Raw genomic sequence first — 20,988 nt, 5'->3', positions numbered from 1 at the left:
CGGAGCGTACGACTCACGGCGGCTGGGCGAGAGGGTTACGCGGAGGAGTACCGCAGGGGGTGTCTTCAGGGGGACTTCTTTACGCGGGGAGCGGCTCGGCTTTACGCGGAGAGCGGCTCCGCCAAGTCGTCGGCGGCCGAACCCACGTCCCCGTACACCTCGAACAGGCGGCGCACCCCGAGCGCGGCGAGCACCTTGTTCACATGGCTGCCGTCCAGGGCGCCGCGCGCGGGCAGGATCAGGCGCAGCCGGCCCTGGCAGGAGCGCATCAGGCGGCGGGCCGCTATCAGCACGCCCACGCCGCTCGAATCGCAGAACTGCACGCCGGACAGGTCCAGGACCACATCGCGGCGGCCCTCGGCGACCGCCTCGTGCACCTGCCGGCGCAGTCTGGGCGCGGTGACCAGGTCCAGCTCGCCGCTCACCCGCAGCACCGTCCACGTGCCCTGCTCGGCCTCGTCCACTCTCAGCGCCACGCCGCCGGCCCCTCTCTGTGCTGCCGTGCCCCCTCCTTGCGCGGCTGCCCCGACCGGCTCCCGCGAAACACGCCATTACCACCGGGCACCTTCGCGGGGGCGTAATTGACGCAAACCTCCGTGCATTGTCAGCCCGTCGCATTACATTCGTAAGGACACAGGGACGGGCGCACAGGGGCACACGCGGGGAACGACAGGGTTGGGGAGCCTATGCCGAAGGACGCACCACCTCGGTGGGACCGCCGGATGCAGCAGCGCCTCGCGCGCGGCGAGGCGGCGGCGCTCGGCGAGCTGTACGACCGCTTCGCCTCGCTCGTGCACAGCCTCGCCCACCGCGTGCTCAGCGACGAGGACGCGGCCGACCAGATCACCCGCGAGGTCTTCGGCTACGTGTGGGAGAACCCGGACGCCTACGACCCCAAGCTGGGCTCGATGCGCTCCTGGGTCGCCAAGCTCACCCAGCGCCAGGCCGTGCAGCGCCTGCGCCAGTCCGAGGCGTCCACGTACGCGGAGAACGGCGGGTGCTCGACCGAGGAGCTGGAGCAGAAGGTGCGGCGGGCCTCGGCCGCGGCCCGCGCCGACTACATCGTCACCTCGATGCCCGCCCCGCTGCGCGCCGCCCTGGAGCTGGCCTACTTCCAGCGCCGCGACTACCGGCAGGCCGCCGCCGACCTCAGCATCACCGAGGACGAGGCGCGCCGGCGCCTGCGGCTCGGCCTGCAACTGCTCTCCTCGGCCAACACCCGGCCGCCGGAAGGAGCCGCACCGCCCGGATACGGACGGGCGCTGTGACGGGGCCCATGGAGCAGGGCGAGCCCACGCCCGACGACGAGAACACGCCGCGCATACCGTCACCACGGGCGGCGGGCGACGACCTGACGGGCGGCGAGCGTGGCGGATCCGGCACGTTCGTGCCCGGGCCACGCGAGGGTAACCGTTTCACCCCGCCGGAGCCGGATCCGCAGGCTTCGATGGACGCGGCACCGCACTCCGTACCGGAGCCGGAGCCGCAAGCCGTCCCCGAGCCGGAAGCCACGGTGCACGAAGCCCCCACCGCCGACCCGCCCTCGCACACCGTCCTGAAGTCGCTGCTCGGTGCCTGGGCCCTTGCCGCGTGCTCCGCCGAGGAGACTGACGCCGTCGAGGCGCACCTCACCGAGTGCGCGCCCTGCGCCGACGAGGCGCTGCGGCTGCGCGACGCGGTGGGGCTGCTGCACACCGAGCGCAGCCTCGACCTGGACCCGATGCTGCGCTCCCGCGTCCTGGAGAACTGCCTCGGCCGGCGCCCGGCCCGCATTCCGGTGCCCGCGTGGGCGGCCCCGTACGACGCGGAGACCGCCCGGCTCGACGCGCTGCTCAACGACTTCGGGGACGCCGAATGGCACGCTCCGGTGCGGCTGAAGTGGTTCGAGCAGGAGCGGCGGGCCACTCGCCGGACGACGGTCGCGGGGGTCATCGGACACCTGATGGCCGTCGACGCGCTCGTCGCGACCGCGCTCGGGCTCGACGAGCCGGTGCCGCTGGACCCCGAGGCCGCCGCGGCCGGGCCGACCGCGCGCACCGAGGCCCTGTGGCGGGCCGGGCAGTACCCGCTGACCCGCACGGTCCGCGAGCCCTGGCGCGAGCAGTCCCACACGCTGATCCGCACGGTGTCGTTCGCGGGCCGGGGCGTGGCCGAACTGGCCGTCCCCTACGGGGAGTTCGCGCTGCCGTTGCAGGACGCGATGCTCGACCGGGCCTTCGAGTGCTGGATCCACGCCGGTGACATCGCGGAGGCCGTGGACTATCCGTACGACCCGCCGTCCGGGGCCCATCTGCACCGCATGATCGACTTGGCGGCCCGGGTCCTGCCCACCACGCTGGCCGGCCGCCGCCGGGCGGGCCTCGCGGCGCCCGCGCGGGGGCTCGTCACGGCGGGCTCGCCGGGCCGTTCGCTGCGCCTGGAGATCGAAGGGGTGGGCGGCGGCGACTGGCACATCCCGCTCGACTCGCCGGCGGCCGTCGCCTCGCCCGAGCACGAGGTGGCCCATGTAGCCCTGGACGGCGTGGAGTTCTGCAAGCTGGCCGCGGGCCATGTGCCGCCCGAGGACGCGGCGGTGGGCCAGCTCGGCGACCGCGAGGCCATCAGGGACGTCCTGTTCGCGGCCGCGTCACTGAGCCGGCTCTGAGCCCTCAGGGGCTGCTCGGGCGCGGCTTACGCGAAGACGACCGTGCGGCGGCCGTTGAGCAGGATGCGGTGCTCGGCGTGCCACTTGACCGCCCGCGCAAGCGCCTGGCATTCGACGTCCCGGCCGATCGCGACGAGCTGGGCCGGAGTGACCTCGTGCCCGACGCGCTCCACCTCCTGCTCGATGATCGGCCCCTCGTCGAGGTCGGCCGTCACGTAGTGGGCGGTCGCGCCGATCAGCTTCACACCGCGCGCGTGCGCCTGGTGGTAGGGCTTGGCACCCTTGAAGCTCGGCAGGAACGAGTGGTGGATGTTGATGATCCGCCCGCTGAGCTGCTTGCACAGATCGTCGGAGAGCACCTGCATGTACCGGGCGAGCACGACCAGCTCGACCCGCTCCTCACGCACCAGCTCCACCAGCTGCGCCTCGGCCGCGGCCTTGGTGTCCTTGGTGACCGGGATGTGGTGGAAGGGCACGTCGTAGGAGGCGACGAGCTCGGCGAAGTCGGTGTGGTTGGAGACGACCGTCGCGATCTCCACCGGCAGCGCGCCGGACTGGGAGCGGAACAGCAGGTCGTTCAGGCAGTGCCCGAACTTCGACACCATGAGGATGATCCGCATCCGCTCCTCGGGGCGGTGGATCTGCCAGTCCATCTGGAAGGAGTCGCCGACGGCCGCGAAGCTGGCGCGCAGCTTGTCGACGGTCACCGGGGCCTCGGCCGAGAAGTGGACGCGCATGAAGAAGAGACCCGTGTCGCGGTCCCCGAACTGCTGACTGTCCTCGATGTTGCATCCGGTGATGAACAGATAGCTCGACACGGCATGCACGATGCCCTGTTTGTCCGGACAGGAGAGCGTGAGGACGTACTGGTCAGTCATCCAGGCAGGATGCCACAACCGGGCACCCCGGCGGCTCCCGGACCAGGATCCGGACCTCAGGCCGAGCGGGTCAGGATCCTCAGTACTTCGAGGGAGCGCGGCGGCGCGTCGGGGTCCTCGCCGTCGCTCTGCGCGAGCCGCACGTGCGCCTCACGCGCCGCCCGCACCGCCTCGGGCCAGGCGTGGTGGGCGAGGTAGGCGGAGACGGGTGCGTCGGCGCCGACCTGGTGCATGATGCGCAGCACCCGCAGGACGGCGACGTCGACGAGGGCCGCCTCGCCCGAGTCCCGGAAGATCGTGCCGACGTACTTCTCGGCGGACCAGTTGTCCAGCCAGGTGTCCTCGACCAGGCGGTACACGGCGTCGGTGACGTCCCCGAACCCTTCGCGCCCGGCCAGCCAGGTCTCCTCGTGGAAGACGGGGTCGGAGAGCATGTGCAGCGCGGACCGTACGTTCGTACGCCAGCGCCACCACGGCATGTCATTCAACGGCATGCCGCCCATGGTGGAGGAGCGACGGCCGCGACGGGAAGGGCTTGCTGAACCTTGCTGCACATTTTCGATCGTACGTTCCCCACAACCCTCGCCCGACCGGCCCCCGCAATTCACCTGTACGTCACCCTGCGTTGAAGCATGCTCACTTTCCCGTTACCCGTGGGGCGGAAGTGTGTGGGCACATGACCGGTTACGGATGGCAGCGTCCTCGGGGCTCGACCAGGCCCCGCCGCTCGATCAGTTCGATCAGCACGACGGCCACCGTGTTCGCCGCGTGTTCGGCGGTGGGCGCCGGTCTGCTGACCGGCTGCGGTGTACTCCCTGGAGTCGCGGGGGGCTCCAGGGAGCCCATCACCGTCATGACCTGGGCGCCCGACGGCACCTCCGCCACCAACACCCCCGGCATGCCCGCCATGGCCAAGGCGTTCGCCCGCTGGGTCAACGCCAACGGCGGCATCGACGGGCACGAGCTGAACGTCCTCACCTGCAACGAGCACAACACGGCGACCGGCGCCTCGGACTGCGCACGCCGCGCGGTGAAGGAGAACGCGGTCGCGGTCGTCGGCTCCTACAGCCAGTACGGCAGCGCCTTCATGCCCTCCCTTGAGGTGGCCGGCATCCCCTATCTCGGCGGATACGGCATATCCGACCAGGAGTTCACCAGCGCGCTGTCCTACCCCGTCAACGGCGGCCAGGCCGCCCTCATCGCGGGCAGCGGCCAACAGCTCGCCCCGGACTGCGAACAGGTCTCCCTGGTACGCCCCGACACCATCTCCGGCGACGTCCTGCCGACCCTGCTGAACGCCGGACTGCTCGCCGCGCACCGCAAGCCCGTCACCGACATCCGTACGACCGAGGACGCCAGCGACTACACCGCCGAGGCCCAGCGCGCGCTCGCGCAGGCCGGGGCCGATCCGGCGCTCGTGGGACGGATCGGCAAGAAGGCGGCCGAGCAGAAGGCGAAGAAGGGCTGCGTGACGGCCGTGCTCGGCGACCGCACGGAAACCTTCTTCGACTCCTTCCGGCGGGTGGAGAGCGACGACCAGAAGGTGCGCGTCGCCTCGGTCATCGGCTCGCTCGGCCAGCCGCTCGTCGACCGCACCGGCGGCAAGGACGGCCCCTTCGAGGGCGCGTACGTGACCGGCTGGTACCCGGAGGCCGACGATCCGCGCTGGGACCCGATGAAGAAGGTCATCCGCGAACAGGCCTTCGGGGACGACGCGATCGACGCGGCGGACGCGGGGGTGCAGACCACCTGGATCGCGTACACGGTCCTGAAGAAGATCGTCGAGTCCCTCGGCCAGGACTCGGTCCGCGCGGTGGACGTGGTGCGCGCGCTCAACAAGGGCGTCAGCGTGAACACCGGCGGCCTCACCCCCGACCTGCGCTGGCGCTTCGAAGACATGCTGGCGGCCCCGGACTTCCCGCGCATCGTGAACCGCCAGGTGACGTTCCAGGTGGTGAAGGACGGCCGCCTGGTTTCCCTGAAGGGGGGCTTCACGGACGTGAGTTCAACCCTGGAGAACTCGGCGGCGAACGGCTGACCATCCACCTGCCTAGAGCTGGGTAGCCCCCCGCTTGGTCAGGTTCCACTTGGTGGCTATCGCGTTCCACAGCCCAGCAGCCTCCTGCTTGGACTTGGTCGCCTCCCCGGAAGCCTTGTCCCCCTGCCCGGCGTCCTTCGTCCGCTTCGCGTGCCCGCCCTTGCAGCTCTTCCCCTTGTCCCCGGCGATCGCGTCCGACCACGCCGCGTAGGAGTTGTCCGCGGCCGCCGAGGACTGCCAGGCCTTGGTGAGCGCGGCGGAGAGCTGGTCGTGGTTGGGCAGCTTGTCGACGGAGAGCTGGCCGAGCCGCGTCACCAGGTCGCCGCGCTGCTTCGCGGCGGAACGCAGCGAGGCTGACGCCTGGTCGAGCTTGTCGCACTTGCGGATGTCGGCGACCGCGCCGATCACCGCGTCCCGGCTGCTGCCACTGTCGGCGAGCAGCTTGTCGAGCGCCTCGGCCTGCGCCTTGGCGGGGTCGTCACCGGGCTTGGCGCCGCCGCCGTCGCCGGTGGCGGGCGAACTGACGGCCGCGGGCTGCTTGTCGTCCTTCTTGTCGTCCCCGCCGCTCAGGAGCGCGCCCGCGCCGAGCCCGATGGCCGCGCAGCCGACGACGACGGCGGCGATGACGCCGACGGGCGCCTTGCGCCGGGGCGCCTCCGGCTCGTACCCGGACTGCTGGCCCGCGGGCTCCTGGTACGGGGGCTGGGCGGCGAACTGCGGCTGCTGCTGGAACTGCGGGGCCGGGGCCTGCGGCGGCTGGTAGGGCGCCTGCTGCTGCGGCCGGTTCAGCGGTACGGAGGGCTGGAAGCGGGGCAACTGCGCGGACCCGTCGCCCTGTTGGGGCGGGCCGTCGGCCCGGAAGAGGCTGTCGAACTCGGCGGGGGGCTGCCGGTCGCCCGGCGCCCCAGGACGTATCCCGTACGGGGCGTCCTGCGGGGCCGGCGGCACCGGCGGCAGGACCTGGGTCGGGTCGGCGCCCGGAGCCTGGGCCCCGAGGAAGTGGTTCGGCTCACCGGCGTGCTCGGGCGGCAGCGCGCCGGGCCCGCCCGCCACCGGGGCGAGGTACTGCGTCGCCTCACCACCGGAGCCGCCCGGATTGCCCGGCACGGGCGCGATGTACTGCGTCGCCTCACTGCCGGAGTTGCCCGGATTGCCCGGCACGGGGGCGAGGTACTGCGTCGCCTCACTGCCGGAGTTCCCCGGCACGGGGGCGAGGTACTGCGTCGCCTCACTGCCGGAGTTCCCCGGCACGGGGGCTATGTACTGCGTGGCTTCCGCATCGCCGTTCCCGGCCGGCACCGGCGCGAGGAACTGCGTGGCCTCACCGCCGGAGCTGCCCGGGTTGCCCGGCATGTGCGCTATGTACTGGGTCGCCTCCGCGTCCCCGCCGCCGTTCTCGGGCGGCAGGGGCTGCCCGAAGGTCGCCGGTCCCTGCGGGGGCGCGACGGGAGGCGGCTGGGAGGCCTGGCCCTGCGGGCCCCAGGGCTGACCCCAGGGCTGGGCTCCAGGAGGCGCCGGCAGCGGCTCCCCGGCGCGGGGGCCGCTTCCGTCGGCGGGCAGCACGACACCCTCGTGCGCGGGCCGCACAGCCGGAAGCTGCGGCTCGTCACCCTGTCGGCTCTGCGTCACCGGAACTCCTGTACGTGGACCTACGGAATCGTCGGTTCACGCTACCGGGTCCCCCCACGCCCTTGCCAAGCCCTCCCTCAACCCCGCCCACTCAGGCCCGCCGGATCTCCGGACCCGCACCCCGCTCAGGCCGCCTGGACCTCCAGGCGCTCCCCGAACTCCCGCACCGCGGGCTCGTCCCCGAACGGCTCCAGGCGCAGCTGGAGGTCCTCCAGGTAGTCCGCGCCCCGGTTGGAACGCAGCGTGGACAGGAGCTCCACCGCCCGCGTCCCCGTCGCGCACGCCTCCTCGACCTCGCGCTGCTGGACCTGCGCGCTGGCCAGCAGGATGAGCCCGATGGCGCGCCGCCTGGCCCGCGACTCGGGGTGCCCGGCCAGCGACTCCTCGGCCCGCCGCGCGGCGGCCTCCGACTGGCCCAAGTCCCGGTGGCAGTGGGCGAGTTCGTCCGCCAGGTAGGCCTGGTCGAAGTGCGCGATCCAGCTCGGGTCGTCGCCGGATTCGGGGTCCGCCGCGTCCAGCGCGGTGAGCGCCCGGCCCGCCACCGCCTGGCAGGTCCGGGCGTCGCCGAGCAGCGCGTGCCCGCGCGCCTCGGCGGCGTAGAACATGGCCTCGGCGCGCGGCGTGACCCGGCCCCTCGCACCCTCCTGCGCGGCCCGCGCCAGTTGGGCGATCTCGCGCGGATTGCCGAGCTGGGCGGCGAGGTGGCTCATGGACGCGGCCAGGACATATCCGCCGTAACCCCGGTCGTCGGCCGCCTGGGCGAGGCGCAGCGCCTGGATGTAGTAGCGCTGGGCGAGGCCCGGCTGGCCGGTGTCGACGGCCATGTACCCGGCGAGTTCGGTGAGCCGGGCCACCGCCGCGAACAACTGCCGCCCCACGGACTCCCGGTAGGACCCGGCGAGCAGCCCGGACACGACGCTGTTGAGGTAGTGCACGACGACGGGCCGCACATGGCCGGCCCCGAACCGGTGGTCCAGCTGCACCAGCGCGTCCGTCATCGCCTTGACGGCCTCGACGTCGGCGGCGCCGACCCGCTGCCCCGCGCTGCGCGCGACCTGCGCGTCGGCCCCGGTGATCAGCCAGTCCCGGCTCGGCTCGACCAGCGCCGAGGCCGCGACGGTGGAGCCGGACAGGAAGTCGCGGCGCCCCACGTCGCTGCGCCACAGCTCGCAGACCTGCTCGATCGCGCCGAGGACGGTGGGCGAGAACTGGAGCCCCACCCCCGACGCGAGGTTCTTGCCGTTGGCCATGCCGATCTCGTCGATCGTGACCGTACGGCCCAGCTTGCGGCCGAGCGCCTCCGCGATGATCCCCGGCGCCCGCCCCCTCGGCTGCTGTCCGCGCAGCCAGCGCGCCACGGACGTCTTGTCGTAGCGCAGGTCGAGACCCCGCTCCGCGCCGACCATGTTCACGCGGCGGGCGAGGCCGGCGTTGGAACATCCGGCTTCCTGGATGAGTGCCTGCAGCCGTTCATTGGGCTGGCGGGCGACGAGCGGCCTGGCTGCCATGTGAACCCCCTGGAGCGGCAGTGATCAGCACAGTGATCACTGCCCTGCGAATATGCAGAGAAACGAGGGGAATCGGGAATATGGCGTCATTGGCAGAATTCCCGTGTGCTTCCCCCGCATATGGCTACCCTGGCGCCGACACGCAGCCCCACGCGCGCCCCCGTCCATGCACCCATGCGCCCCATATGCAGGACCGATCCCGCTGATCCCACGCTCGCCGAGCCCGTAACCCTCGGTGGCGGCCGGAGTTGAGCCCGTCGTGGAAGAAACCATCACAGGCACGGGCACGGATACGGAATCCGCACAGATCCCCAAGCAGCGCGGCGAACAGCTCCTGGACAGCGCCGTACGGTACGCGGAGGAGCGGCACTGGGACGTCTTCCCCGGCACCTCCCTGGAGGCCGACGAGGGCGTCGAGCGCTGCTCGTGCGGTGACCCGGCGTGCCCGAAACCGGGCGCGCACCCGGCCCGGCCGGACTGGGCGACGCAGGCCACCGGCAGTGCGGTCGCGGCCCGCCGCCTGTGGTCCAAGCAACCCCGGTCCTCGATCCTGCTTCCCACCGGGCGCACCTTCGACGCCATCGACGTACCGGAGTCGGCCGGGTTCCTCGCGCTTGCCCGCATGGAGCGGATGGAGCTCACGCTCGGCCCGGTCACCTGCACCCCGGACCGCCGGATGCTGTTCTTCGTCCTGCCGGGCGCGGGCGCCAAAGTCCCGGATCTCGTACGGAAGTTGGGGTGGACGCCCGCCTCGGTCGACCTCGTCACCCGCGGCGAGGGCGACTACGTGGCGGCGCCGCCGACCCGCATCGGCGGCTCGGGCGCGGTGCAGTGGGCACGCCGCCCCACCCCCGCCAACCGCTGGCTGCCGGACGCCGAGGAACTGATCAGCCCCCTCGCCTACGCCTGCGGCCGCGAAGCCGCCGACGCAAGGGCCCGCCGCCCCTAGGGCGTATCCGGCGGGCCTCGTCTGGGACGCGAGGGGCTGGCACGCACATCTGCGGCGTTGTCGTCAGTTGCCGACGCTCCGCGTCGCCGCCTTCCTCCGCCTTGCAGCTGCACGCACCGGGCCCTCGCTCACCGGTACCTGAAGTCACCCCACCCAGCGGTCGACCAGGCTCGCCGGATACGCCCTAGCGCAACCGGTGCATCCGGCTCCTATGGTGTCCAGGTAGGCACCATCACGGGGACGAAAGGCACCACCATGCCGGACCAGGCATTCGAGGAAACGGCGGACACGGCGGGCGGAGCGCGTACGGCGCCGCCCGCCGTCCGCGTTCAAGGGCTGTGGAAGCGCTTCGGTGAGCAGATCGCCGTCGCGGGGATCGATCTGGAGCTGCCCGCGGGCAAGTTCATCGGTCTGGTCGGCCCGAACGGCGCGGGCAAGACCACCACCCTGTCCATGGTGACCGGGCTGCTCAGGCCCGACCAGGGCACGGTCGAGGTCGGCGGGCACGACGTGTGGCGCGACCCGGTCGCCGTGAAGTCCCGCATCGGCGTACTGCCGGAGGGCCTGCGCCTGTTCGAGCGGCTCTCGGGACGCGAGCTCCTCGGCTACTCGGGCCGGCTGCGCGGACTGCCCGGCGCCGAGGTCGACAAGCGGGCCGCCCAGCTCCTGGACGTGCTGGACCTCGCGGGCGCCCAGCACAAGCTCGTCGTCGACTACTCGACCGGCATGCGCAAGAAGATCGGGCTCGCGGCCGCCCTGCTGCACAATCCCGAAGTCCTGTTCCTGGACGAGCCGTTCGAGGGCGTCGACCCGGTGTCCGCCCAGACCATCCGCGGCGTCCTGGAGCGCTACACCGCCTCCGGCGCCACCGTCGTCTTCTCCAGCCACGTCATGGAGCTCGTCGAGTCGCTGTGCGACTGGGTCGCCGTGATGGCCGCGGGCCGCATCCGCGCCCAGGGCACCCTGGCCGAGGTGCGCGGCGACGCCTCCTCGCTGCAGAACGCCTTCCTCGAACTCGTCGGCGCGAACGGCCGCGACACCGGGGACTCCCTCGACTGGCTCGGCGGCGGTACCCGATGACCGTGTCCTCTCAAAACGCCGCCGCCCTGACCCCCGTCTTCGTACGCCTCAAGCTGTCGCTGCTCAAGAACGGACTGCGACAGTCCGGCGGCCGCCGGGCCGCCTACATCACCTCCGCGGTCCTCGCCCTGCTCTTCGCGGCGCTGCAACTGCTCGGCCTGATCGCGCTGCGCGGCAACGCGCACGCGGCCACCGTGGGCGTGCTCGGCGTGGCTCTGCTGGCCATCGGCTGGACCGTGATGCCGCTGTTCTTCCCGAGCGGCGACGAGACCCTGGACCCGACCCGGCTGGTCATGCTGCCGCTGCGGCCGCAGCCGCTGGTCGGCGCGCTGCTCGCCGCTTCCCTGGTCGGCATCGGGCCGCTGTTCACGCTCTGCCTGATCCTCGGTTCGGCGATCGCCGTGGCGCACGGGGCGGGCGCGGCCGTGGTCGCGGTCCTCGCGGTTCCGCTCGCGCTGCTCGTGTGCGTGGCGCTGGCCCGCGCGGTCGCCGCCGCCAACACGCGGCTGCTCACCTCGCGCAAGGGCCGCGACCTCGCGGTGCTGAGCGGCCTGGTCATCGCGGTCGGCGTCCAGTTCGTGAACTTCGGCGCGCAGCGGCTCGGCAGGACCGGCGGGCTCTCCGCGCTCGACCCGGTCGCCGACGTGGTGCGCTGGCTGCCGCCGGCCTCCGCGATCGGCGCGATCGACTCGGCGGGCGAGGGCGCGTACGGCCGCGCGGCACTCCAACTCCTCATCTCCGTGGGCGCGTTGGGGGTTCTCCTGTACGCCTGGCAGCGCTCGCTGGTGAAGCTGATGACCACGCCGGACGGCTCGACGCTCGCCGCCTCGGACGCCTCCCGCAAGGAGTCCGGCGGCAAGGGCCTCACCTCGCTGCTCCCCGAGGGCCGCACCGGCACCGTGATGCTGCGTACGCTGCGCTACGCCTGGCGGGACCCCAAGACCAAGGCGGCGTGGATCACCTCGCTCGCGATCGGCCTGATCGTGCCGGTCTTCAACGCCCTCCAGGGCAGCGGGACCGTCTACTTCGCCTGCTTCGCCACCGGCATGCTCGGTGTGCAGATGTACAACCAGTTCGGGCAGGACACCTCGGCGTTCTGGATGGTGCTCCAGACCATCTCCTCGACCCGGGACGCCTATCTGGAGCTGCGCGCACGGGCGTTCGCGCTGCTGCTCGTGACGCTTCCGTACACGCTGCTCGTGGCCGCCGTGACGGCCGGGCTGCTCGGCGGCTGGGCGAAGCTGCCCGAGGTCATCGGGCTCGCTCTCTCGCTGCTCGGCGCGATGCTGGCGACGGGCTCGGTGGCGTCGGCGACGCTGGCGTACTCGATCCCGCAGGACAGCCGCAAGAACGTGGCACCGGGGCAGGGCGGCATCGCGGCCCTGTCGATCCTCGGCGGGATGGTGGTGGGCGCGCTGCTCTGCGCCCCGATGATCGCCCTCGCGATCTGGCTGCACGTCTCCGGCAACCACGGCTCCCTGTGGCTGCTGCTGCCGTTGGGCGCGGCGTACGGGGCACTGATCGCCTGGGCGGGCCTGAAGGTGGCGGCGCCGCGCACGGCGGACCGGCTGCCGGAGATCCTGTCGGCGGTCAGCACGGGCTAAGGCCTGTGACATGGGTGCGGCTCCGCCGCGTGGGCGCGGGGCGGGGCGGGGTTACGGGGTGAGCACCCCGTCGAGGAACGGCTCGATCGCGGTGCGCCAGCCCTCGGGCTGGTCGTAGTGGACGAGGTGGCCGGCATCGGCCACCTCGGCGTACTGGCCGCGCGGCAGGACCCGGACCATCTCCTGCGCCTCGGCCCGGCCCAGCTCCCCGTCCAGGCCCCGCACCACGAGCGCGGGGCAGTCGACCTGGGCGAGCTCCTCCCAGTGGGCGTCGTACACCCAGGTCTCGCGGGAGGTCAGCATCTGGCGGCGGGAGAACACCGGGCGCCAGCCGTCGGCCCGCTCGGCCATGACCTCGGCGAAGAACTCGCCCCGGGCGGGGCTGGGCCGCTCGACCCACGGATCGTCCTCGCCGAACCACTTGCGTACGTCGGCGAGCGTGGCGAAGGGCACCGGCCAGGACTTGAACCAGTCCTCCCACTCGCGCTGCGAGGCCGCGCCGAGCGCCGAGGCCCGCATGTCGCAGATGACCAGGGCGCGGACCAGGTCGGGGCGCTTGGCGGCGAGCTGCCAGGCGGTGAGGGCGCCCATGGAGTGGCCGATCAGGGTGACGGGGGCGAGGCCCAGCTGTTCGACGGCCGCCTCGGCGTCGGCCACGTAGACCTCGCGGGTGAAGGGGCCTTCGGCGGGCTTGTCGCTGCGGCCGTGGCCGCGCTGGTCGATGGCGACCGCCCGGTGTTTCTCGGCGAGCCAGCGGGCCGTGGAGGCCCAGTGCGAGGCGCGGCCCATCAGCCCGTGGAGCAGTAAGACCCCGGGAGCGCGCTCGGTCTCCGCGCGGGCCTTGGGCTGCTCCGCGAACTCCCAGGCGGCGAGGCGAACCCCGCCGGCCCCCGTCACATCGATGCGCCGCACCATGTGCCCTGGCACCCCCTTCAGCCCCCGAGTGGTCAGTTCCCCGCAGAGTATCGAACCTCTATTCGAAAACTCGCGTCTCTCGCGCAACACCCCTCGTTCGAGTGACCACACTCAAGGATTGACGGAACGTGCCGAGGGGAGATCTTCTCCGGGAGGCGGGCCGCTCGGGGAAGACGGTCTGCGGGGGTCGACCCTGGGAGCTCGGGGCTCCGGGTCGACACCGGGGAGGACAGGCCCCGGCGCCGCGAGGCGCCGGGGCCCTGGTCTTCCCGAAGCAGGTGGACCGGCACGGACGCCCAGGCAGGCCGGGGTGCCGAAGGTGGTTCGAACGGCACCATGCCGCCCCCTCCCCTGCCGCACGCCTCTGCGGTCATATGCCTCAAGGCACAGCCTCGCACGCGATCCGCCCGGCCGCTGCCATTCCACCCGGAAACCGGCCTTCCCCGCAAGCTTCCCGCAGCCTTCACGAAGTGGCCCCAACGGGCGCCCGGGGAAAGGGCGATGACGTTCCGTCACCGCCGCTTCCGCATACGGCCGGCTCGCGCGCGCCATGCGTCCGGCTCGCGCGCGCTCGCTCAGCGCTTGGCGACGAAGACGTGCGAGGCGACGTCCGCGCCGAGCTCGGCGGCCTCGCCGCTGCTGCCCACCAGGACCCCGCCGGGCGACTGCGTCACGCTCACCACGGCGCCGGGCTGCACGCCCGCCCGTCGCAGCGTGTACATCAGCTGGGCGTCGGTCTGGATCGGCTCGCCGATCCGGCGCACGATCACCGTCTTGCCCTCGGGGCCCGGGTCGAGCTCGCCCAGGCTGATGATGCCGTCCTCCAGGAACGCGTCGGCCTCGGCCTTCTCGCCCAGCTCCTCCAGGCCCGGGATCGGGTTTCCGTACGGAGACTCCGTCGGGTGCCGCAGGAGCTCCAGTACGCGGCGCTCGACCGCCTCGCTCATCACGTGCTCCCAGCGGCACGCCTCCGCGTGGACCTGCTCCCACTCCAGGCCGATCACGTCGACGAGCAGGCACTCGGCGAGCCGGTGCTTGCGCATGACGCGCGTCGCCAGCTTGCGCCCCTCGTCGGTCAGCTCCAGGTGGCGGTCGCCCGCGACCTGCACCAGGCCGTCGCGCTCCATGCGCGCCACCGTCTGGCTCACCGTCGGGCCGCTCTGGTCCAGGCGCTCGGCGATGCGGGCGCGCATGGGGACCACACCCTCCTCCTCGAGCTCGAGGATGGTGCGGAGATACATCTCCGTGGTGTCGATCAGTCCGGACATACGTGCCCCTCGATGCTGTGACATAAAAACGTCGTACCGCTGGCCCTGAACCAATTCTGACGCATCGCACTGACAACCGTGCCGCAGCGACCGCCCGCCATCTTGACCCGCTGCCCGTGGACACCGTATTGACAGGGGAAAGGTCCAGACCGCACCGTGATCGGCGCACGGTCGTTACCCCACCCCGGAAAGGGTCCTCGGCGATGAGCGAGAGCAAGCTGGCCGGTCAGTTCTTCGACGCCGCGATCGGGCTCCTGGGGCGGGTGCGGGACGAGGAGTCGCTGAACATCGCGGCCGCCGGCTCCCTGATCGCCGACACCGTCGAGGCGGGCGGCCGGCTCTTCGCCTTCGGCGCCGGGCACTCCTCCCTCGCCGCCCAGGACGTGGTCTACCGGGCCGGCGGGTTCGCCCTGATGAACCTGCTCGCGGTGCCCGGCGTGGTCGGCGTCGACGTCATGCCCGCCACCCTCGGCTCCGCCCTGGAGCGCGTCGACGGCCTCGCGGGCGCGGTGCTCGACTCCAGCCCCGCCAAATCCGGCGACGTCCTCGTGATCATCTCGCTGTCCGGGCGCAACGCGCTGCCCGTGGAGATGGCGATGAACGCGCGGGCGCTCGGGCTCAAGGTCATCGGGGTCACGTCGGTGGCGTACGCGGAAGGCACCAGGTCACGGCACGTCTCGGGGACGTTCCTGCGCGACCACTGCGACATCGTGCTCGACAGCAAGATCGCGGTGGGCGACGCCGAGCTGACCCACGAGGGCATCGAGGCGCCCTTCGCGCCCGCGTCCACCGTGGTGACCAGCGCCCTGATGCAGGCCACGATGGCCGCGGCCGCCGAGTCCCTGGTCGCCCGCGGCATCGAGCCGCCGCTGCTGCGTTCGGGGAACGTCGACGGCGGCCACGAGTGGAACGGGCGGGTCATGTCGGAGTACGGGGACCGGATCTTCTTCCGGCACTGACCCGTTCGGGGCGACCCCGGGCCAGGTCAGCCGCCCAGCACCCGCGCCAGGTCCACCGCCGCCGCGACCCGGACCGCCACGCTCTCCGCGTAGGCCGCGTCCGGGCGCTCGAAGGCCGGGCGGGACGGGCCGCGCAGGAAGGTCAGCACGCCCAGGGTGCGGCCGCGGCTGCGCAGCACCGCGCACAGGGCGTGTGCCGCGTCCGGCGGCCACTGGCGCTCCGCCGCCCAGGCCTCGCCCGCCCCGCCCGCGCTGGCCCGTACGGAGCCGATCCGGTCCACCGCCTGCAACGCGGGGTGGCCCGCCGGATAGCGGACCGGGATGCCGCCGCCCGCCACCGGCGCGGCCGGGCCCGGCGCGCCGGCCGGGGTCGCCGCGGCCCGCACGAGCCGCTCGCCCACAGCCAGGTCCACCAGGGCGTGGTCGGCGAAACCGGCCAGCGCGTAGTCCAGGTGGGTGGTCGCCGCCTCCATCGGGTCCTCGCACTCGGCGGCGGTCCGCGAGGCGCGGTGGAGCTGGTTGGAGCGGAAGCGGAGCCGGTCCGCGTCCTGTTCGGCGAGCCTGGCGTCGGTGACGTCCTGGAAGAGCCAGCCGACCCCGAGCGGAACCGGTTCCTCCGCGAGCGGCGAGGACAGCCTGAGGAACCCGCTGCGCCAGCAGCGCCGCCGCTCGCCCTCCGCGGTGCGCAGCGTCACCCACACCTCGGCGGGGCTGGCCGGCGCGCCCTCGGACAGCACGTGCTGGAGCGCGCCCTCCAGGTCCTCGACGCCCTGGACGATCAGCTCGCCCAGGGGGCGGCCGAGCAGGGTCGCGCGTGCGGTGCCGAGGGCGCGGGCGGCGTAGGTGTTGACGACGGTGGGGCGCAGGTCGACGTCGACCAGGACGACGCCCCAGGACCCGTCCTCGAAGAGGGCCTCGCTGAGCGCGATGGACCGCTCCAGGTCGATCTGCGCGTGCACCTCGCTGAACGCGCAGTACACCCCGGCCGGGGTCCCGTCGGCGCCCCGCACACCCGCCGACTGCGTACGGACCAGGACGCGGCCGCCGTCCTTCTTGAGGAGGGCGAACTCATGGACCTGGCGGCCCGGCGCGTCCATGACCGCCATCAGCCGCCCCTGCACCTCGTCGGCGTCGGCGGGCCGCACCGCCCAGCCCGCGAACCCCCGCCGTCCGACGGCCTCATCGGCCGGCCAGCCGAGGATCCGCTCGGCCTCGCGGTTCCAGTGGGTGACCACGCCGTCCGCGTCGAACGCGCACAGCGCCGCGTCCATCCCGTCGAGCAGCGCGGCGAGGAGGTCCCCGCCGGGTTCCGGCACGGCCGTGCTCGCGGGCCCGGCACCGGATCCGTCCGGAACCGGAGCACTGGCGGTCTCACTCCGGGAAGCACTCACCCTGGCACCCCCTGCAGGACGTGGTCGCCGCATCACACGGCTGACGCGCAGACGTACGCACGTCGGATCATTCAACTCGAACGTGACGCAGCCCACACCTGGTTCGCCGAAATCCCCTGCCCGCTACGGCAGTTACCGGCCGCCGGACCGGGCCGCGACGGCCGGCACCGAGGGCGACGGGTTCCGCGTGGAGCGCAGCGCCCAGGGGCGGGCGGGGCCCGGAATTAATTCGGTTGAGGGCCGCCGGGGGGCCTCCTAATGTGTGGTGCACACGAGAAGGGAGGTGGTTTGACAGATGTATGCAAACCGGACGCGTGAGGTGACTGCGGGCTGACGGCCCGCCAGTCGCACTCTTAGTGCGGTGCCGACATGCCGTCGGCCGAATTCCCAAGCAGTCACCGACCCGCGGGCTCGCCGGTACGTCCGGCCGGCTCCTCTCCGGAGGAACCCGAGCCCGCGGGTTTCTGCATGCCCGGGGGCGGAACCGCCCGCCCGGCCTCAGGGCGCGAGGCGCTCCACGCGCCAGGCGGCGCCGTCCGCGACGTACCGGAGCCGGTCGTGCAGGCGGTTCTCGTGGCCCTGCCAGAACTCCACCGTCTGCGGGGCGACCCGGAAGCCGCCCCAGTGTTCGGGGACCGGGACCTCGCTGCCCTCGGGGTAGCGGGTCGCCAACTCCCCGTAGCAAGCGGTGAGTTCGGACCGGGAGGCGATCACCGTGGACTGGGCGCTGGCCCAGGCGCCGAGCTGCGAGCCGTGCGGACGGCTGCGGAAGTAGCGCTCGGTCTCGGCGCGCGGGACGCGGGACGCGGTGCCGTTGACGATGACCTGACGGGCCAGCTGGTGCCAGGGGAAGAGCAGCGAGGCGTACGGGTTCGCGGTGAGTTCGCCGGCCTTGCGCGAGGCGTAGTTGGTGAAGAAGACGAAGCCGTGCTCGTCGTAGGACTTCAGGAGCACCGTGCGGGTGGAGGGGCGGCCGTCGGGGGTGGCGGTGGCGACGACCATCGCGTTGGGCTCGTGCAGCCCGCCGGCCACGGCCTCCTTGAACCAGCGTGCGAACTGCCCCATGGGCGTGGCGGCCAGATCGCCCTCGGCGAGGAGGGTGGTGCGGTACTGCTCGCGCATCGCTGCGGGGTCCAGGTCGGTCACGTGCCCCATCCTGCCGCACCGCCGCCCTGGGCCCGGCGGGGGTCCAGTGTGCCCGCGGCGGCGGGGCGTTAACCCCCTGCCGCCGAATTGGGGCAGTGTGCCGGATGTCACGCTTCCCCGCATCGGCGGGACCCGCCAAACTCTCGGCTGGGCCACTGTGGCCTCCATACACGCGTGAAGCCTCCGGCGGGATTCCTGACCGCCGTACGGGGCATGACCGAGGGACCCGGGGCGGCACGGCCCGCCCGCAGCCCGACGCACACATCATGAGGAGCCGCCTGATGTCCGACTTCGTACCCGGACTTGAGGGAGTCGTCGCGTTCGAGACGGAGATCGCCGAGCCGGACAAGGAGGGCGGCGCCCTTCGCTACCGGGGCGTCGACATCGAGGACCTGGTCGGGCACGTCTCGTTCGGGAACGTGTGGGGACTCCTGGTCGACGGGGCGTTCAACCCCGGCCTGCCGCCCGCCGAGCCGTTCCCGATCCCCGTCCACTCCGGGGACATCCGGGTGGACGTCCAGTCGGCGCTGGCCATGCTGGCGCCCGTGTGGGGCCTCAAACCGCTGCTCGACATCGACGAGCGCACCGCCCGCGACAATCTGGCCCGGGCCGCCGTCATGGCGCTGTCGTACGTCGCCCAGTCGGCGCGCGGGCAGGGCAGGCCGATGGTGCCGCAGCGGGAGATCGACAAGGCGGAGTCCGTCGTCGAGCGGTTCATGATCCGCTGGCGCGGCGAGCCGGACCCCAAGCACGTCAAGGCGGTGGACGCGTACTGGACGAGCGCCGCCGAGCACGGCATGAACGCCTCGACGTTCACCGCCCGCGTCATCGCCTCGACCGGAGCGGACGTCGCGGCCGCGCTGTCCGGCGCGGTCGGCGCGATGTCGGGACCGCTGCACGGCGGCGCCCCCTCGCGGGTGCTCGGCATGATCGAGGAGATCGAGCGGACCGGGGACGCGACGGCGTACGTGAAGCAGGCGCTCGACAACGGGGAGCGCCTGATGGGCTTCGGCCACCGCGTCTACCGCGCCGAGGACCCGCGCGCCCGGGTGCTGCGCCGCACCGCGAAGGAGCTGGGCGCCCCGCGCTTCGAGGTGGCGGAGGCCCTGGAGAAGGCGGCTCTGGACGAGCTGCACGCGCGGCGGCCCGACCGCGTCCTGGCGACGAACGTGGAGTTCTGGGCGGCGATCGTCCTGGACTTCGCGGAGGTCCCGGCGCACATGTTCACGTCGATGTTCACCTGCGCCCGGACGGCGGGCTGGTCGGCGCACATCCTGGAGCAGAAGCGGACGGGCCGTCTGGTGCGGCCGTCGGCCCGCTATATGGGCCCGGGTTCACGGGATCCGCGCACGATCGAGGGATACGCAGACATCACGGACATCTCGCACTGAGGCGCGGGGCAGGGAGCGGCCCCCACGCGTGGAGTAGTCGTTAGGCCACACAGCGCGACAGTGCGCCACGTTCGAGCTAGCGTCGAAAATGTCAGGTTTGTCCGCCGACATGTGGAGTTCATCGTGAGCCTCATACGACGCGCCGCCGTTGTGGTCGCGCTTTCCGCCGCCGTCATCGTCCCCGCCGCCGCCTCCGCGCAGGCGGCCCCACAGGCCGCTCCTCGCGCAGCCGCCCACGACCACGACGATGACGACGGTTTCTGGTGGCACCACCACGGGGGCGAGCACAACCTGATCGACATCCTCTGACCGGGGCCTCGGTCGGAACGGCACGGGCGCGCGCCCGGAACCCTGTGTTCCGGGCGCGCGCCCGTGTCTCGTCCCGTCCGCGGGCGTACGTCATTCCACCGCGGGCACGAGGTTGGTCACCGGGGCCGCCTGGTCGGTCAGCTGCTTCGCCTTGCTCAGGTCGTTGAGGCGGCTGAGCCCGGCCAGCTGCTGCTTGGTGGTGGGGAACTGGGCCCGGTACTCGGCGGGGATGTCGCTGGTGGCGACGGCGTCGAGCACACCGGCCGGGCTGACCGGCTTGACGAGGTGGTCGAGGGGGCCCGCGGCGCTCGCCGTGGACGCGGCAAGGCCCGCGGCACCGGCGGCGACGGCAAGGACTGTGGCGATTCGTCGTGTTGAGATCACGCCTGCACAACGGGGAGCACCGGCACCGGACACGGCCGCCCCCGGCACTCACCCGAAACGCCTACCTGCCCGAACAACCGGGCCACGCAAGGCAGCAGCTCCTGTCCGGGGGGAGTAGAACCCCGGGCAGGAGCTGCTGGCGCACTGTCCGCGCCGCGACACGGATCCTGTTCCGCGCGGTCCAACGACCCACGCGGAGAAACGTTCTGCCGGACCGACGGGCCACCTCGCGGTGACACCCGGGCTGATGCCCTAAAGGCCCTGCGGCCAGTCGTAGGTCTTGGGTACGGGCCTGGTGTCGTTGCCCCGGGCGAAGACGAGGGCGATCTCGTCGTGGGCGCGCAGCACGATCGCCGCGGGATTCCCGGCGGCCTTGCGGCCGTTGACGTACGCCGTCAAGTGGCGTCCCCCGCCGGCGTGGAGGCCTCCGATGCGGTCCGCGGAGAGCGGCACCCGCCATTCGGCCATGAACTGGCCGAGCGTGAAGACCGCCCGTCGCGGCGACTCGACGTGGATCACGCCGCTGGTGTCGTGGGTGTGCACGGGGCTGATGCGGCCGCGCGGCTCGTCGATGCCGATCGAGGCGGGGACGGTGACGTGCTCACCCTCCACGAGGACGTCCAGGTGGGTGTGGGTGTGCTGCACCGTGCCCTCGGCGGACAGCATCTCCAGGCCCGCCGCGGCGACCGCGGCCGAGGCGTCCGCGGGCGCGGGCCACGGCGGCAGCGCGCCCTGGCCCGCGCTCACACCGTGCGGGTCGGGCCGGCCGGGCGCGGCCGAAGCGCCCCCGGACAGGAGAGCCGCGGCGGCGACGGCGAGCAGGGCCGCGACCGCCCTGCCGAGCGGCGCCGCGGCGAGGACGTTCCTGGACGGACGGGACATGGGCCAACTCCTG

20 protein-coding genes are annotated in these 20,988 nt (G+C 72.7%); 9 read left to right on the top strand and 11 right to left on the bottom strand.

Going from position 1 to position 20,988, the window contains the following annotated elements; all coding sequences use genetic code 11:
• Window positions 1-101 precede the first annotated feature (101 nt).
• Complete coding sequence (locus OHA17_RS22700) at window positions 102-476, bottom strand: STAS domain-containing protein (RefSeq protein ID WP_398882217.1); 375 nt, start codon at window positions 474-476, stop codon at window positions 102-104.
• Window positions 477-686: 210 nt separating this feature from the next.
• On the opposite strand from OHA17_RS22700, the gene OHA17_RS22695 reads away from it, so the two are divergent.
• A complete protein-coding gene (locus OHA17_RS22695) occupies window positions 687-1,268 on the top strand; it encodes a sigma-70 family RNA polymerase sigma factor (protein WP_053728239.1) in 582 nt (193 codons plus the stop codon).
• Between the two features lie 8 nt (window positions 1,269-1,276).
• The gene (locus OHA17_RS22690; protein WP_406510784.1) at window positions 1,277-2,644 is read left to right on the top strand and encodes a zf-HC2 domain-containing protein; all 1,368 of its coding nucleotides are present in this window, start codon (window positions 1,277-1,279) and stop codon (window positions 2,642-2,644) included.
• Window positions 2,645-2,670: 26 nt separating this feature from the next.
• Here the strand turns inward: OHA17_RS22690 and purU are convergent, their stop codons facing one another.
• Window positions 2,671-3,522, bottom strand: coding sequence for a formyltetrahydrofolate deformylase (gene purU, locus OHA17_RS22685; protein WP_406508117.1), 852 nt, complete (start codon window positions 3,520-3,522; stop codon window positions 2,671-2,673).
• 56 nt (window positions 3,523-3,578) lie between these two features.
• Complete coding sequence (locus tag OHA17_RS22680) at window positions 3,579-4,025, bottom strand: SCO4402 family protein (protein ID WP_189961894.1); 447 nt, start codon at window positions 4,023-4,025, stop codon at window positions 3,579-3,581.
• A 173-nt stretch (window positions 4,026-4,198) separates the two neighbouring features.
• Between OHA17_RS22680 and OHA17_RS22675 the strand changes: the two genes are divergently transcribed.
• Entirely contained in the window at window positions 4,199-5,560 is a 1,362-nt protein-coding gene (locus OHA17_RS22675) for an ABC transporter substrate-binding protein (RefSeq protein ID WP_406508116.1), read from the top strand.
• 12 nt (window positions 5,561-5,572) lie between these two features.
• On the opposite strand, the gene OHA17_RS22670 is transcribed toward OHA17_RS22675, so the two are convergent.
• Both OHA17_RS22670 and OHA17_RS22665 read right to left on the bottom strand, forming a co-directional pair.
• On the bottom strand, window positions 5,573-7,189 hold the full coding sequence (locus OHA17_RS22670; protein WP_406508115.1) for a hypothetical protein: 1,617 nt from the start codon (window positions 7,187-7,189) through the stop codon (window positions 5,573-5,575).
• A 125-nt stretch (window positions 7,190-7,314) separates the two neighbouring features.
• Window positions 7,315-8,697 carry a transcriptional regulator gene (locus OHA17_RS22665; protein WP_398882224.1) on the bottom strand — a complete coding sequence of 461 codons (1,383 nt, stop codon included), beginning with the start codon at window positions 8,695-8,697 and terminating at the stop codon, window positions 7,315-7,317.
• Window positions 8,698-8,956: 259 nt separating this feature from the next.
• On the opposite strand from OHA17_RS22665, the gene OHA17_RS22660 reads away from it, so the two are divergent.
• The 3 genes from OHA17_RS22660 (at window position 8,957) to OHA17_RS22650 (ending at window position 12,330) form a co-directional block, all read left to right on the top strand.
• The gene (locus OHA17_RS22660; RefSeq protein ID WP_406508114.1) at window positions 8,957-9,646 is read left to right on the top strand and encodes a bifunctional DNA primase/polymerase; all 690 of its coding nucleotides are present in this window, start codon (window positions 8,957-8,959) and stop codon (window positions 9,644-9,646) included.
• A 255-nt stretch (window positions 9,647-9,901) separates the two neighbouring features.
• On the top strand, window positions 9,902-10,726 hold the full coding sequence (locus tag OHA17_RS22655) for an ABC transporter ATP-binding protein (protein WP_053728231.1): 825 nt from the start codon (window positions 9,902-9,904) through the stop codon (window positions 10,724-10,726).
• Window positions 10,723-12,330 carry a transporter gene (locus OHA17_RS22650; RefSeq protein ID WP_406508113.1) on the top strand — a complete coding sequence of 536 codons (1,608 nt, stop codon included), beginning with the start codon at window positions 10,723-10,725 and terminating at the stop codon, window positions 12,328-12,330. Before OHA17_RS22655 ends, OHA17_RS22650 begins: the two co-directional genes overlap by 4 nt.
• Before the next feature lie 51 nt (window positions 12,331-12,381).
• Here OHA17_RS22650 and OHA17_RS22645 read toward each other — a convergent pair whose 3' ends face one another.
• Entirely contained in the window at window positions 12,382-13,245 is an 864-nt protein-coding gene (locus tag OHA17_RS22645; RefSeq protein WP_053728229.1) for an alpha/beta fold hydrolase, read from the bottom strand.
• 575 nt (window positions 13,246-13,820) lie between these two features.
• Window positions 13,821-14,513: a metal-dependent transcriptional regulator gene (locus OHA17_RS22640; protein WP_053728228.1), complete on the bottom strand. Its 693-nt coding sequence runs from the start codon at window positions 14,511-14,513 to the stop codon at window positions 13,821-13,823.
• Window positions 14,514-14,716: 203 nt separating this feature from the next.
• On the opposite strand from OHA17_RS22640, the gene OHA17_RS22635 reads away from it, so the two are divergent.
• Window positions 14,717-15,472, top strand: a complete 756-nt coding sequence (locus OHA17_RS22635; RefSeq protein ID WP_398882230.1) for an SIS domain-containing protein — start codon at window positions 14,717-14,719, stop codon at window positions 15,470-15,472.
• A 26-nt stretch (window positions 15,473-15,498) separates the two neighbouring features.
• Here OHA17_RS22635 and OHA17_RS22630 read toward each other — a convergent pair whose 3' ends face one another.
• Window positions 15,499-16,863, bottom strand: coding sequence for a PAS domain-containing protein (locus OHA17_RS22630; RefSeq protein ID WP_406508112.1), 1,365 nt, complete (start codon window positions 16,861-16,863; stop codon window positions 15,499-15,501).
• 498 nt (window positions 16,864-17,361) lie between these two features.
• Entirely contained in the window at window positions 17,362-18,018 is a 657-nt protein-coding gene (gene pdxH, locus OHA17_RS22625; protein ID WP_406508111.1) for a pyridoxamine 5'-phosphate oxidase, read from the bottom strand.
• Window positions 18,019-18,290: 272 nt separating this feature from the next.
• Between pdxH and OHA17_RS22620 the strand changes: the two genes are divergently transcribed.
• Both OHA17_RS22620 and OHA17_RS22615 read left to right on the top strand, forming a co-directional pair.
• Window positions 18,291-19,400 (top strand): citrate synthase 2, encoded by a 1,110-nt coding sequence (locus OHA17_RS22620; RefSeq protein ID WP_406508110.1) that lies wholly within the window; start codon window positions 18,291-18,293, stop codon window positions 19,398-19,400.
• A 123-nt stretch (window positions 19,401-19,523) separates the two neighbouring features.
• Complete coding sequence (locus OHA17_RS22615; protein WP_406508109.1) at window positions 19,524-19,709, top strand: hypothetical protein; 186 nt, start codon at window positions 19,524-19,526, stop codon at window positions 19,707-19,709.
• Between the two features lie 90 nt (window positions 19,710-19,799).
• On the opposite strand, the gene OHA17_RS22610 is transcribed toward OHA17_RS22615, so the two are convergent.
• Window positions 19,800-20,093, bottom strand: coding sequence for a hypothetical protein (locus tag OHA17_RS22610; RefSeq protein WP_406508108.1), 294 nt, complete (start codon window positions 20,091-20,093; stop codon window positions 19,800-19,802).
• Window positions 20,094-20,345: 252 nt separating this feature from the next.
• Complete coding sequence (locus tag OHA17_RS22605; protein WP_053728220.1) at window positions 20,346-20,975, bottom strand: hypothetical protein; 630 nt, start codon at window positions 20,973-20,975, stop codon at window positions 20,346-20,348.
• Window positions 20,976-20,988: the final 13 nt, after the last annotated feature.

This window comes from Streptomyces sp. NBC_00212 (assembly GCF_045206365.1).
Lineage (GTDB): Bacteria > Actinomycetota > Actinomycetes > Streptomycetales > Streptomycetaceae > Streptomyces.
Note: the sequence above shows the minus strand (reverse complement) of the source record. Positions and strands in the feature narration are given on the sequence as shown.

What these genes read in the sequence shown, in the direction of transcription:
- OHA17_RS22655 (WP_053728231.1), top strand. Translation starts at nt 9,902, where the DNA reads ATGCCGGACCAGGCATTCGAGGAAACGGCGGACACGGCGGGCGGAGCG.
- OHA17_RS22695 (WP_053728239.1), top strand. Translation starts at nt 687, where the DNA reads ATGCCGAAGGACGCACCACCTCGGTGGGACCGCCGGATGCAGCAGCGC.
- purU (WP_406508117.1), bottom strand. Translation starts at nt 3,522, where the DNA reads ATGACTGACCAGTACGTCCTCACGCTCTCCTGTCCGGACAAACAGGGC.
- OHA17_RS22645 (WP_053728229.1), bottom strand. Translation starts at nt 13,245, where the DNA reads ATGGTGCGGCGCATCGATGTGACGGGGGCCGGCGGGGTTCGCCTCGCC.
- OHA17_RS22640 (WP_053728228.1), bottom strand. Translation starts at nt 14,513, where the DNA reads ATGTCCGGACTGATCGACACCACGGAGATGTATCTCCGCACCATCCTC.
- pdxH (WP_406508111.1), bottom strand. Translation starts at nt 18,018, where the DNA reads ATGGGGCACGTGACCGACCTGGACCCCGCAGCGATGCGCGAGCAGTAC.
- OHA17_RS22675 (WP_406508116.1), top strand. Translation starts at nt 4,199, where the DNA reads ATGACCGGTTACGGATGGCAGCGTCCTCGGGGCTCGACCAGGCCCCGC.
- OHA17_RS22680 (WP_189961894.1), bottom strand. Translation starts at nt 4,025, where the DNA reads ATGGGCGGCATGCCGTTGAATGACATGCCGTGGTGGCGCTGGCGTACG.
- OHA17_RS22635 (WP_398882230.1), top strand. Translation starts at nt 14,717, where the DNA reads ATGAGCGAGAGCAAGCTGGCCGGTCAGTTCTTCGACGCCGCGATCGGG.
- OHA17_RS22650 (WP_406508113.1), top strand. Translation starts at nt 10,723, where the DNA reads ATGACCGTGTCCTCTCAAAACGCCGCCGCCCTGACCCCCGTCTTCGTA.
- OHA17_RS22690 (WP_406510784.1), top strand. Translation starts at nt 1,277, where the DNA reads ATGGAGCAGGGCGAGCCCACGCCCGACGACGAGAACACGCCGCGCATA.
- OHA17_RS22665 (WP_398882224.1), bottom strand. Translation starts at nt 8,697, where the DNA reads ATGGCAGCCAGGCCGCTCGTCGCCCGCCAGCCCAATGAACGGCTGCAG.
- OHA17_RS22605 (WP_053728220.1), bottom strand. Translation starts at nt 20,975, where the DNA reads ATGTCCCGTCCGTCCAGGAACGTCCTCGCCGCGGCGCCGCTCGGCAGG.
- OHA17_RS22620 (WP_406508110.1), top strand. Translation starts at nt 18,291, where the DNA reads ATGTCCGACTTCGTACCCGGACTTGAGGGAGTCGTCGCGTTCGAGACG.